Origin of the sequence: Streptomyces sp. NPDC057694, from assembly GCF_042799415.1 — a bacterium.
GTDB lineage: Bacteria > Actinomycetota > Actinomycetes > Streptomycetales > Streptomycetaceae > Streptomyces.
This window is the reverse complement of record NZ_JBHVIX010000006.1, coordinates 40220-52950: the sequence shown is the minus strand read 5'-3', so window position 1 is coordinate 52950 and position 12731 is coordinate 40220. Positions and strand designations below refer to the sequence as shown.

Sequence of the window (12731 nt, the reverse complement as noted above, 5' to 3'; positions counted from 1 at the left end):
CGGACAACGCACAGAAGTAGTCCACAGCTGTAGACAACCGCTGTTGAGAACGTTGGGGGAGGTCGGCCCACGACCATGCACGTCACGCATCTGTCGCTGGCCGACTTCCGCTCGTACGCCCGGGCCGAGGTCGCTCTCGACCCGGGCGTCACCGCGTTCGTGGGTCCCAACGGGCAGGGCAAGACGAACCTCGTCGAGGCCGTCGGCTATCTGGCCACCCTGGGCAGCCACCGCGTCTCCTCCGACGCGCCCCTGGTGCGCATGGGCGCCGAGCGGGCCGTCATCCGGGCTCAGGTGCGTCAGGGCGAGCGCCAGCAACTGGTCGAGCTGGAGCTGAACCCCGGCAAGGCCAACCGCGCCCGCATCAACAGGTCCTCGCAGGTCAGGCCGCGCGACGTACTGGGAATCGTCCGGACGGTGCTGTTCGCGCCCGAGGACCTCGCGCTCATCAAGGGCGACCCCGGCGAGCGCCGCCGCTTCCTCGACGAGCTGATCACCGCCCGCTCGCCGCGCATGGCCGGAGTCCGCTCCGACTACGACCGCGTCCTGAAGCAGCGCAACACGCTGCTGAAGTCCGCGGCCCTCGCCCGGCGCCACGGCGGCCGCTCCATGGACCTGTCCACCCTCGACGTGTGGGACCAGCACCTCGCGCGCGCGGGCGCGGAGCTGCTCGCCCAGCGACTCGACCTGATCGCGACACTGCAGCCGCTGGCCGACAAGGCGTACGAGCAGCTGGCTCCCGGCGGCGGACCGGTCGCCCTCGAGTACAAGCCGTCCTCGCCGGAAATCGTCGGCCACGCGCGCGAGGAGCTCTACGAGCAGTTGCTCGCCGCCCTGGAAAGCGCGCGCAAGCAGGAGATCGAGCGGGGCGTCACCCTCGTAGGACCGCATCGGGACGAGCTGCTGCTCAAGCTGGGCCGGCTCCCCGCCAAGGGGTACGCGAGCCACGGCGAGTCCTGGTCGTACGCGCTGGCGCTGCGCCTGGCCTCGTACGACCTGCTGCGGGCCGAGGGGAACGAGCCGGTGCTCGTCCTCGACGACGTCTTCGCCGAGCTGGACGCCCGCCGCCGCGAGCGCCTGGCGGAGCTCGTGGCCCCCGGTGAGCAGGTCTTGGTGACGGCGGCGGTCGACGACGACGTACCCGGCGTGCTGACCGGCACCCGGTACGCGGTCTCCGAAGGCACCGTGGAGCGGCTGTGAGCGCCGAGGAGCCGAAGCAGCAGCCCGAGGGCGGTCCCGAGCCGTCCGGTGTCGACCTCGCGCGCGTGGCGCTGCGCGCGGCGAAAGAGGCGGCACGCGCGCGTGGCGCCTCCGCGCAGCAGAAGAAGCAGGCGCGGCGCGGCGGCGGACTGCGTTCCGGGGCGCGCGCCGACGGGCGCGACCCGATGGGGCTCGGCGCCGCCATCAACCGGCTGATCACCGAGCGCGGCTGGGAAGCGCCGGCCGCCGTCGGCGGAGTGATGGGCCGCTGGCCGCAGATCGTGGGTGAGGATCTCGCCAAACATTGCGTGCCGCAGAAATACGACGAGGACGAGCGCGTCCTGGTGGTGCAGTGCGACTCGACGGCCTGGGCGACGCAGGTCAGGATGCTTGCTCCGCAGCTGGTCAGGCGCCTGAACGAGGACCTCGGGCACGGCACCGTGCGACGCATCGACATCAAGAATCCCGGCGGTGGCCCCCGTCGCTACGGCCCCCTGCGCGCCCCCGGAAGCACCGGTCACGACCCCACCTACGGGTGAGAGCGCGGTCACGGTAGCTGCTGGTTGACACCTCGAAGCGCTGAGTGCCGCTGTGAGCCTCTTGGAGCCCCTTTCCCCATAGGGGGAGTCGGCCGAGACCGGTTGAGGGCGGCACGTGCGGACTCAGGTACCGGCAAACCCCCATCACTGTCGGCGCTACCGGTACACTGGAGAGCAATCCCGCCCCACTTGTGGGACGCACCGAGCAACGCTGACTAGGGCCTACCGAACCAACACGCCGCAGCCGCTCCGGCCACCAGCCGGGAGCAGGGCTTGTGCTGTGCCAGAAAGGGCGCTTCGTGGCCGATTCCGGCAACCCCAACGAGATCATCCCGTCCACCGACGCCGAGGCGCACGTAGGGGCCACAGAGGCCTCCTACGACGCCAGCGCGATCACTGTCCTCGAAGGGCTGGACGCGGTCCGCAAGCGACCCGGCATGTACATCGGCTCGACCGGTGAGCGTGGCCTGCACCACATGGTGCAGGAGGTTGTGGACAACTCCGTCGACGAGGCGCTGGCCGGCCACGCGGACACGATCGACGTCACGATCCTGCCCGACGGCGGCGTCCGCGTCATCGACAACGGCCGCGGTATCCCCGTAGGCATCATCCCGTCCGAGGGGAAGCCGGCCGTCGAGGTCGTGCTGACCGTCCTGCACGCGGGCGGCAAGTTCGGCGGCGGCGGTTACGCCGTCTCCGGTGGTCTGCACGGCGTCGGCGTCTCCGTCGTCAACGCCCTGTCGACGAAGGTCGCCGTCGAGATCCGTACCGACGGCCACCGCTGGACGCAGGACTACAAGGCGGGCGTTCCGACCGCCCCTCTGGCGCAGCACGAGGCCACCGAGGAGACCGGCACCTCGGTCACCTTCTGGGCCGACGGCGACATCTTCGAGACCACCGACTACGACTTCGAGACGTTGTCGCGGCGCTTCCAGGAGATGGCCTTCCTCAACAAGGGCCTGACGATCAAGCTCACGGACGAGCGCGAGTCGGCCAAGGCCACCGCAGGCGCCGACGCCGCGGAGGCGGGCGACGACACGGCTTTCGAGCCGCGCACGGTGACGTACTTCTACGAGGGCGGCATCGTCGACTTCGTGAAGTACCTCAACTCCCGCAAGGGCGACGTCATCCACGAGTCGGTGATCGACCTGGAGGCGGAGGACAAGGAGAAGCTCCTGTCCATCGAGGTCGCCATGCAGTGGAACAGTAGTTACAGCGAGGGCGTCTACTCCTTCGCCAACACGATCCACACGCACGAGGGCGGCACCCACGAGGAGGGCTTCCGCGCCGCGCTGACCGGTCTCATCAACCGGTACGCGCGCGACAAGAAGCTGCTGCGCGAGAAGGACGACAACCTCACGGGTGACGACATCCGCGAGGGTCTGACCGCGATCATCTCGGTCAAGCTGGGCGAGCCGCAGTTCGAGGGCCAGACCAAGACCAAGCTGGGCAACACGGAGGCGAAGACCTTCGTGCAGAAGGTCGTGCACGAGCACCTCACGGACTGGCTCGACCGGAACCCGGTCGAGGCGTCGGACATCATCCGCAAGTCCATCCAGGCGGCCACCGCGCGCGTGGCGGCCCGCAAGGCGCGCGACCTGACGCGCCGCAAGGGCCTGCTGGAGTCGGCGTCCCTGCCGGGCAAGCTCTCCGACTGCCAGTCGAACGACCCGACCAAGTGCGAGATCTTCATCGTCGAGGGTGACTCCGCCGGCGGCTCCGCGAAGTCCGGCCGAAACCCGCAGTACCAGGCGATCCTCCCGATCCGAGGAAAGATCCTCAACGTCGAGAAGGCGCGGATCGACAAGATCCTGCAGAACCAGGAGATCCAGGCGCTGATCTCCGCCTTCGGTACCGGTGTCCACGAGGACTTCGACATCGAGAAGCTCCGCTATCACAAGATCATCCTGATGGCGGACGCCGACGTCGACGGCCAGCACATCAACACCCTGCTGCTGACGTTCCTGTTCCGCTTCATGCGGCCGCTGGTCGAGGCGGGCCACGTCTTCCTGTCGCGGCCCCCGCTCTACAAGATCAAGTGGGGCCGGGACGACTTCGAGTACGCCTACTCGGACCGTGAGCGCGACGCCCTCATCGAGCTGGGCCGCCAGGCCGGCAAGCGCATCAGGGACGACTCGGTCCAGCGCTTCAAGGGTCTCGGCGAGATGAACGCCGAGGAGCTGCGCATCACAACCATGGACCAGGAGCACCGCGTCCTCGGCCAGGTGACGCTCGACGACGCCGCCCAGGCCGACGACCTGTTCTCGGTCCTGATGGGTGAGGACGTCGAGGCACGCCGTTCGTTCATCCAGCGCAACGCCAAGGATGTCCGCTTCCTCGACATCTGAGTCGGTCTCAGCTGACCGCCACAGAAAGGATCTTCACCAGCAATGGCCGACGAGACCCCCACCCCTGCCACGGATCCCAGCACTCCAGAGCCTGAGGACGGCGCCATCGCGATGCGGATCGAGCCCGTCGGGCTCGAGACGGAGATGCAGCGCTCCTACCTCGACTACGCGATGTCCGTCATCGTCTCCCGCGCACTGCCCGACGTACGGGACGGTCTCAAGCCCGTCCACCGTCGCGTCCTGTACGCCATGTACGACGGCGGCTACCGGCCCGAGAAGGGCTTCTACAAGTGTGCCCGCGTCGTCGGTGACGTCATGGGTAACTACCACCCGCACGGCGACTCCTCGATCTACGACGCCCTGGTGCGCCTCGCCCAGCCGTGGTCGATGCGCATGCCGCTGGTGGACTCCAACGGAAACTTCGGCTCTCCGGGCAACGACCCGGCGGCCGCCATGCGCTACACCGAGTGCAAGATGGCGCCGCTGTCCATGGAGATGGTCCGTGACATCGACGAGGAGACCGTCGACTTCACGGACAACTACGACGGCCGCTCCCAGGAGCCGACCGTCCTGCCGTCCCGCTTCCCGAACCTGCTGGTCAACGGTTCGGCAGGCATCGCGGTCGGCATGGCCACCAACATCCCGCCGCACAACCTGCGCGAGGTCGCCGCCGGCGCCCAGTGGTTCCTGGAGAACCCGGAGGCCTCGCACGAGGATCTCCTGGACGCGCTGGTCGAGCGCATCAAGGGCCCCGACTTCCCGAGCGGTGCCCTGGTCGTCGGCCGCAAGGGCATCGAGGAGGCGTACCGCACCGGTCGCGGCTCCATCACGATGCGCGCGGTCGTCGCGGTCGAGGAGATCCAGAACCGCCAGTGCCTGGTGGTCACGGAACTGCCCTACCAGGTGAACCCCGACAACCTGGCGCAGAAGATCGCCGACCTGGTGAAGGACGGCAAGGTCGGCGGCATCGCGGACGTCCGCGACGAGACGTCGTCCCGCACCGGCCAGCGCCTGGTGATCGTGCTCAAGCGCGACGCCGTCGCCAAGGTCGTGCTGAACAACCTGTACAAGCACACCGACCTCCAGACGAACTTCGGCGCCAACATGCTGGCGCTGGTGGACGGCGTGCCGCGCACGCTCTCCCTGGACGCGTTCATCCGCCACTGGGTGACGCACCAGATCGAGGTCATCGTCCGCCGGACGAAGTTCCGGCTGCGCAAGGCCGAGGAGCGCGCGCACATCCTGCGTGGCCTCCTGAAGGCCCTGGACGCCATCGACGAGGTCATCGCCCTCATCCGGCGCAGCGACACCGTGGACATCGCGCGAGAGGGCCTCATGGGGCTCCTCCAGATCGACGAGATCCAGGCCAACGCCATCCTCGAGATGCAGCTGCGCCGCCTCGCCGCCCTGGAGCGCCAGAAGATCGTCGCCGAGCACGACGAACTGCAGCAGAAGATCAACGAGTACAACGCGATCCTGGCCTCGCCCGAGCGGCAGCGCCAGATCATCAGCGAGGAACTGCAGGCGATCGTCGACAAGTTCGGCGACGACCGGCGCTCCAAGCTGGTCCCCTTCGAGGGCGACATGTCCATCGAGGACCTCATCGCCGAAGACGACATCGTCGTCACGATCTCGCGCGGCGGCTACGTCAAGCGGACCAAGACGGACGACTACCGCTCCCAGAAGCGCGGCGGCAAGGGCGTACGCGGCACGAAGCTCAAGGAAGACGACATCGTCGACCACTTCTTCGTGTCCACGACGCACCACTGGCTGCTCTTCTTCACCAACAAGGGGCGCGTGTACCGCGCGAAGGCGTACGAGCTCCCGGACGCCGGACGCGACGCGCGCGGGCAGCACGTGGCGAACCTGCTGGCCTTCCAGCCGGACGAGGCGATCGCCGAGATCCTCGCGATCCGCGACTACGACGCCGCGCCCTACCTGGTGCTCGCCACCAAGGCGGGCCTGGTGAAGAAGACGTCCCTGAAGGACTACGACTCGCCGCGTTCCGGTGGCGTCATCGCCATCAATCTCCGTGAGGCGGCGGACGGTTCCGACGACGAGCTGATCGGCGCCGAGCTGGTCTCCTCCGAGGACGATCTGCTGCTCATCAGTAAGAAGGCGCAGTCCATCCGGTTCACCGCGACGGACGACGCACTGCGCCCGATGGGCCGTGCCACCAGCGGCGTGAAGGGCATGAGTTTCCGCGAGGGCGACGAACTGCTCTCGATGAATGTCGTCAGGCCGGGTACGTTCGTGTTCACCGCCACCGACGGTGGGTACGCAAAGCGGACCAACGTCGACGAGTACCGCGTCCAGGGTCGCGGTGGCCTCGGTATCAAGGCCGCCAAGATCGTGGAGGACCGCGGCTCGCTGGTCGGCGCGCTGGTGGTCGAGGAGACGGACGAGATCCTCGCCATCACGCTGTCCGGCGGTGTGATTCGTACGCGAGTCAACGAGGTCAGGGAGACGGGCCGTGACACCATGGGCGTCCAACTGATCAACCTGGGCAAGCGCGATGCCGTCGTCGGCATCGCACGTAATGCCGAGGCCGGCCGCGAGGCCGAGGAAGTCGACGGGGCCGCCGAGCTGGTGGACGGCGCCGAGACCGACGAATCGGCCCAGGGCGAGACGGCTGTCGGAACGGACGAGGGCGAGCAGTCCCCGGCCGAGTAGCGCGAGGAGAGAGTCATCGTGAGCGGAGCCACGGGCGCAGGCTCTACCGGGACATCCACCGGTACGGAATCGGAGAGCGGCCGTGGCTCCGCTCGCGACGTCAAGGACTCGAGCGGCTCGGCGAACGCGCACGAGTCTCATGGATCCCAGGGGGGAACTGTGACGGACACCCGAGGTCCGCAGACCCAGCAGTACGCCGCCGATGGCGGCGGGGCCCTGCCCGGCGAGCGGCAGCAGCCGCAGCAGCCGGCCGGCCCGTATCACCCGCCACAGGCGTACCAGAACGCACCGGCGGCCGGAGCGGTCCGCAGGCCGCGTACGGGGGCGCGCACCACCCCGCGCACCCGCAAGGCCCGCCTGCGCGTCGCCAAGGCCGACCCGTGGTCGGTGATGAAGGTCAGCTTCCTGCTGTCCATCGCGCTGGGCATCTGCACGATCATCGCGGCCGCCGTGCTGTGGATGGTCATGGACGCCATGGGCGTCTTCTCCACGGTCGGTGGCACGATCTCCGAGGCCACGGGCTCGAACGAGGGCAACGGCTTCGACCTCCAGTCGTTCCTGTCGCTTCCGCGCGTGCTGATGTTCACGACGGTCATCGCGGTCATCGACGTCGTCCTCGCGACGGCTCTCGCGACGCTCGGCGCGTTCATCTACAACCTCTCCGCGGGCTTCGTCGGCGGCATCGAGCTCACGCTCGCCGAGGACGAATGAGCCGCGTGGCGGCCTGAAGACCCGCTGGTGGGTGGGCCAGGACTATCGATTTTGGGACTGGCCCCCCAGTGCGCTAATCTTCAGGAGTCAGCGCGCGGGACACACACCGCAGAGCGCGGCGGGGCTATAGCTCAGTTGGTTAGAGCGCATCCCTGATAAGGATGAGGCCACAGGTTCAAATCCTGTTAGCCCCACATACGAGAAGACCCTCGGTCCATTGGATCGGGGGTCTTTTGGCATCCGCAGGTGAGGGCTGAGAGCCCCGTGCACCTGCCGGCCGGGACCGACTGACGCCCGTCGGAACGAGGCCACTGCTGCTGAGCGTCGACAGTCTCTGCCGCACGTCGGCAGGGCATGCCGAAAGGGCCCTCTCAGCCGGATGAGCTGGCTGGGGCCTGGTGGGTCTTGCCGTCTTTGGTTGTACGGGGGCCACCACCTGATGGTGGGCCGGTGAGTCCTGTGGTCGGCGTGGGCATGCCGCTGTGCGCGGTGCCGCGTCGCGTCCCGTGTGCGTACTGCCTGTTGTGGCTGTCGTGCGCGCTATGCGCTACCGGTACTACTTGTTACTGGTACTGCCTGATGTGCGCGCTACGCGCTACCAGTACTACTTGTTGCTGGTACCGCCTGATGTGCGTGCTGTGCGACGCCGGTACTACCTGTTGTGCGTACCGACTGTCTTGCGTGCGCTTGCTGTGTGCTCACCGCGTGCTGCAAATGTTCTGTGCCGCTTGTGGTGCGCTGTTCTTGCCACGTGCTGTTCCTTGCCACGTGCTGTTCCTGCCGCAGCGTGTGCCGCGCTTTCGCGCCGGCTTCTGCTGCTCACTGATGTCGCGGGGTGGTGCCGTACGGGCTACAGGTGCCCCGCGAGAGCTTCGTTCGCCAGTTCCGTGTCGCTGTCGGACTGCTCGGAGTCGGCCGGCGGGCGGGTGCGGCAGCTGGGGGAGGAACCGTGGGCCTCGGCGCGGATGCGCTGCTTCATCGTCGGTGGCAGGGACCTCTTGAAGGCCCAGAAGGGATGGGCCGTCGTGGCGGCGGGGGCGTCGGCCTCGATGGCCCGGTGCGCCTCCTCCGTGTGCTGGACGGGAGTGGCCGCGGCGGCCGGGGAGACGAGACCGAGTGCCGAGAAGAGTGCGATGAAGGCTGAGATGACGATGGTCCACATCGTCATGACCTTGTTCTTGGTCATGGCCCCTCACTTTCAGGTAGGGCGATTTGCGTACTTTCCTCATGATGTGTACGCAGGGCCTCGACGGTGGGACCGACCCTCGTGGCGCGTCGATCTTCAGATGAACACCACTCGGATGGCCGCAAGTGGGGGCAATGAGTGCCATGACTGCTGAAAAGCAGCGAATCTCACAGTCCGGGAATGAGACAGGGATGAACCCTGGAGTTGGATGCTCCGGTTCGACTGCTCTACCGGGTGCGGGAGTTGAGGCCGATCCAGGTCACCGATCGGTATCGGTCGGTGTGTATAGTCGGGCGCCAGAGGTCCCCTACGTCAAGGAAAGACGAGGTCGCGCGGTGAAGAAGCTTCTCCTGGTCGCACTGGCCGCCATCGGCGGGCTCCTCGTGTACCGCCAGATCCAGGCGGATCGCGCCGAGCAGGATCTGTGGACGGAGGCGACCGACTCCGTGCCCACGGGTTCGTGAGTATCGACAACAGTCTCGTCACGGAGCCCCGGTCGCAGTAGCGGCCGGGGCTCCGTGCTGTCCGGGTGCGGGATTCCGTGAGCTGTGCAGGCTGCCGGCGTCATGTTCGCGTATGCGACGGAGTCGCTTGCGTCGGCAAAGTGGATGGCGGGATTTACGGCGCCGGGCGGACAGTGCACGGCTCGGGGCGGCAGGATGGCGGTCCATGAGGGGACTCATGAGGCGGCTGATGGAGGGACGGCGCGGCCGGGCCTGGGTGGCGGTCGTTGCCGGGGTGGGGCTGTGCGGGGTTCCGGCGTCGGCCGGAGCGGCCGGTACCGGGGCGAGCGACGCGTATGTCTTCGCCGAGGGCGCGCAGAACGTACGAGGAACGCAGAGCAGCACAGGTGCGCCCCGGCTCACGACCGGCGAGACGTACCGGAGTTCGCTCGGGGCGGAGGCCACCGCCCACTACCGCGTGAACCTGGACGGCGCCGCCAACGCGTATGTCTCGGTGGTCGCGGTTCCCCCGCTCGGCTCGGGGGTGAAGGCGGCGTCCTCGGACGGGGTCACCGTGACCCTTCAGGACAGCGGCGGGAACGAGTGTGACTCCCAGCGCGCGACTTTCCGTTCCGGCGCGTATCCGCGGCCGGTCGCGGCCGTCGTCGAGCGGCTCGTGAAGACGGGCGGTCTGCGGTGTCAGGCGGCCGAGACCTACGACATCGCCGTGGAGAGGGTCGCGGAGGCCGACTCGACGGGCGGGACCTGGGGCCTCGAACTGAAGGTGGCCACCGAGCCCGGCCTGGTCACTTCGGCGTCCACCGAGGGCCCGCGGAGCTGGTCGTCGGCGTCGGTGCAGCCGCCGTCGGGAACCGGCACACAGCGCAGCGGCGGCACCGGCTTCAACGATGCGCGGGCCCTGTCGGGCGGGGTCTGGAAGGACCGGGTCGGATCCGGGCAGAGCCATTTCTTCCGGGTCCCCGTGGACTGGGGACAGCAGTTGTACGTCGACGCCGAGCTGGGCGCTTCGACGGACCGCTCCGCGCACGGGGGCACCGTGACCGACGCGTTCGACGTGCAGCTGTACAACCCGGCGCGGGCCCCGGTCACGGCGAAGGACACCCTGTACGCGGGTGAACCGGCCTCGGTGTCGCTCGATCCGCTGCCGCCCGTGGCCTACGAGAACCGGCAACTGTCGCGCGACGAACAGGCGGCGATGCGGTTCGCCGGCTGGTACTACCTCAAGGTCACCGTGAATCCGGCGGTGGCCGAGAAGCTCGGGGACAAGTCGTCGCTGGTGACGCTGCGGGTGACCGTCGACGGGAACGCGGTCCGGCCGCCCGACTATGTGCGGGACGCGGGGGACTTCCAGGTGACGGAGGCGGACCTGAAGGCCGCGGAGAACGGCGCGGGCGGGGCCGTGTGGAAGGGCCTGGAGGTCGCGCGGGGCGGCGCTGCGGGCGGGTCCGCCGACGAGGGGCGTGGGAGCGGTGACTCGGCCGGTTCGGGTTCTGGCGCCGACGCCGGTTCTGGACCGTCCGCGGGAGCAGGGTCGAGCTCCGCCGCCTCCTCTTCTACGTCGCCGGGGAGCGCGGCGATGACGGTGATCGGCGTCGCCGGCATCGGGACGGGGACGGCGTTGCTGCTGTGGCTCGGGGTGTGGCGGTTCGTCGCGGTGCGGCGGGTGGGGGTGCGGAACTGAGGGGAGCGGGGCGAGGGGTGCCGGGCGGCGGGGGCCTGGGCGGCGGGGTGCCGGGCTGAGGATCGCCGGACCCGGGGGAGCGGCGGGTCGAGGGCAGCGGGTCGAGGATCGCCGGGCCGATGCGCGTGCGGGCCCGGTGTCAGGTCTGTGTCAGGGCCCAGATCCCCACGGCGAAACAGAGCAGCGCGAGGAGCACGACCGGGATCGTCACCCTTGGGGGTGGTCCGGGGCGGCGACGGGGAACTTCCCCGCTCTCCGGTGCGTACAGAGAGTGACGATCCTGGTCGGGCGGGGTCGCGGTCGTCACTGTGTGTGCGGGACGAGGGGAGAGGGAGAGGCCATGGGGGGACGTGACGACGGGAACCGGGGATTTCGCCCGAGGGGTGAGTGCCGGGCGCTGAGGATCGGTGACCGGCGTGGGCGGAGGCGTGACGGGCTGGACCGGTGGCATCGGAGGCACCGCGGGTGGCGGCGGGGACTGTTCTTCAGACTCGGGGGCGGGCGCGGGCGCGGCCGGCGGCGGGAGGTGGAAGCTGCCCGTCTCCGACATGGAGGGGAGAGGGGCTTTCGTGACCGGCTGCTCGGCGGGGTTCTGAGTGCTCTGGGAGCCCTGAGTGTTGTGGGGGTCCTGGGAGTCCTGAGGGCGCTCGGGGAGCTGGGGACGCTCGGGTTCCGGCGTGAAGGTGGGCGTGGGCGTCGGCCCGGGAGTGAGCGGCGGCACCGGTGGTGGTGGCGGTGGCGTGAGCGGCTTCTCGGGCACGGGCGGCGACTGTGGCCGCTCGGGCACCACCGTCGACTGGGTGTGCGAGGCAGCGGGCGCGGGCGAGGGGGCTGTGGGGGCGTGCAGAGGGCGGGCCCTGCGGCCGCGTGTGGCGGGCCCTTCGGGGCTGAATCCGGGCGGCAGCGGCCCGAGTTGGTCGAAGACCTCGATCAGCTCGTCGTCGGGGCCCGGCTCCGGCAGGAGTTCGGCGGCGGCGAGCAGCGCCTTGCGGGCGCCGGTCGCGGTGCGGAAGCGGGCTTCGGGATCCGGTTGCAGCAGCCCCGCGAGGACACCCCACAGCGGCCCGGGGACGCCTTGCGGCGGTCCGGGGGTGCCGTGTTCCGCGAAGTGCTCGATCAGGGCCTTGCTGTCCGGCTTGGCGCCTTCCAGGAGATAGAGCGCGACCAGGCCGGCGGCGAACAGGTCGGCGGGAAAGTCCGGTTCGGCGCCCAGTGCCTGCTCAGGGGCGATGTATCCGGGGGTGCCCACCACATAGTTGGCCTCGGTCAGCCGCGGCTCGCCCTTGCGCATCGCGATGCCGAAGTCCGACAGGCGCAGATGCGGCAGGCCGGTGCCGGTGGCCTCCAGCAGGATGTTGGCCGGTTTGATGTCGCGGTGCACCACGCCTTCCCCGTGCACCGCGGCGAGCCCGGCCAGCAGCTGGTCGAGCAGGAGACAGACGAACTGCGGGGGCAGCGGCCCATAGTCGCCGATCAGATGGGCCAGCGAGCCGCCCGACACCAGATCCATGGTGAACAGGACCTTGTCGTCGTCCGCGGCCCAGCTCGCCGGAGCCAGGACGTGCGGATGATCGATGCGCAGAGCCTGCTCGCGCACGAAGCGCAGCAGCGTGTGGGCGTCGCTCTGCTGCAGGACCTTGGCCGCCACATAGCGGTGGCGGCGGTGGTCCCAGGCGCGCCACACGGCGCCCACTCCCCCGCGGCCGATGGGGTCGGCCAGTTCGTACCGGCCGGCGAAGACCTCACCCATGGTCGTGCGTCGCTCCCCTCCCGGGCCCACGCTGCGCAGGGCTCCATCGGACGTCGCGCGAGATCGCCCGGCGCGGCCCGTGGGCGCCGTCGATTTTAGGGGGTACACAACACGCCTACCCGCGGTGACCTCCTGAAGTCGAACCTATGGTTACCAGCCCGTAGCGAACCACCCCCCAG

Annotated in this window: 9 protein-coding genes and 1 tRNA gene; 8 read left to right on the top strand and 2 right to left on the bottom strand. The window is 69.2% G+C overall.

Going from position 1 to position 12731, the window contains the following annotated elements:
* The first annotated feature begins 75 nt into the window (after nucleotides 1-75).
* The 6 genes from recF to ACFVDP_RS16440 all read left to right on the top strand — a co-directional run bounded on the left by recF (nucleotide 76) and on the right by ACFVDP_RS16440 (nucleotide 7665).
* Nucleotides 76-1200 (top strand): DNA replication/repair protein RecF, encoded by a 1125-nt coding sequence (recF, locus tag ACFVDP_RS16465; protein ID WP_383489707.1) that lies wholly within the window; start codon nucleotides 76-78, stop codon nucleotides 1198-1200.
* On the top strand, nucleotides 1197-1739 hold the full coding sequence (locus ACFVDP_RS16460; protein ID WP_383489704.1) for a DUF721 domain-containing protein: 543 nt from the start codon (nucleotides 1197-1199) through the stop codon (nucleotides 1737-1739). The genes recF and ACFVDP_RS16460 overlap by 4 nt, the downstream gene beginning before the upstream one ends.
* A gap of 275 nt (nucleotides 1740-2014) precedes the next feature.
* On the top strand, nucleotides 2015-4087 hold the full coding sequence (gyrB, locus tag ACFVDP_RS16455) for a DNA topoisomerase (ATP-hydrolyzing) subunit B (RefSeq protein WP_383489701.1): 2073 nt from the start codon (nucleotides 2015-2017) through the stop codon (nucleotides 4085-4087).
* A gap of 42 nt (nucleotides 4088-4129) precedes the next feature.
* Entirely contained in the window at nucleotides 4130-6760 is a 2631-nt protein-coding gene (gene gyrA, locus ACFVDP_RS16450; protein ID WP_383489698.1) for a DNA gyrase subunit A, read from the top strand.
* A gap of 18 nt (nucleotides 6761-6778) precedes the next feature.
* Nucleotides 6779-7471: a DUF3566 domain-containing protein gene (locus tag ACFVDP_RS16445; RefSeq protein ID WP_383489695.1), complete on the top strand. Its 693-nt coding sequence runs from the start codon at nucleotides 6779-6781 to the stop codon at nucleotides 7469-7471.
* A 120-nt stretch (nucleotides 7472-7591) separates the two neighbouring features.
* Nucleotides 7592-7665: transfer RNA gene (locus tag ACFVDP_RS16440), tRNA-Ile, on the top strand.
* Nucleotides 7666-8321: 656 nt separating this feature from the next.
* Here the strand turns inward: ACFVDP_RS16440 and ACFVDP_RS16435 are convergent.
* Nucleotides 8322-8657 (bottom strand): DUF6344 domain-containing protein, encoded by a 336-nt coding sequence (locus ACFVDP_RS16435; RefSeq protein WP_383489692.1) that lies wholly within the window; start codon nucleotides 8655-8657, stop codon nucleotides 8322-8324.
* Between the two features lie 335 nt (nucleotides 8658-8992).
* On the opposite strand from ACFVDP_RS16435, the gene ACFVDP_RS16430 reads away from it, so the two are divergent.
* Both ACFVDP_RS16430 and ACFVDP_RS16425 read left to right on the top strand, forming a co-directional pair.
* Nucleotides 8993-9121: a DLW-39 family protein gene (locus ACFVDP_RS16430; RefSeq protein WP_003999697.1), complete on the top strand. Its 129-nt coding sequence runs from the start codon at nucleotides 8993-8995 to the stop codon at nucleotides 9119-9121.
* Between the two features lie 205 nt (nucleotides 9122-9326).
* Nucleotides 9327-10802 (top strand): hypothetical protein, encoded by a 1476-nt coding sequence (locus ACFVDP_RS16425; RefSeq protein WP_383489689.1) that lies wholly within the window; start codon nucleotides 9327-9329, stop codon nucleotides 10800-10802.
* A gap of 139 nt (nucleotides 10803-10941) precedes the next feature.
* Here the strand turns inward: ACFVDP_RS16425 and ACFVDP_RS16420 are convergent, their stop codons facing one another.
* Entirely contained in the window at nucleotides 10942-12552 is a 1611-nt protein-coding gene (locus ACFVDP_RS16420) for a protein kinase (RefSeq protein WP_383489686.1), read from the bottom strand.
* Nucleotides 12553-12731 lie beyond the last annotated feature (179 nt).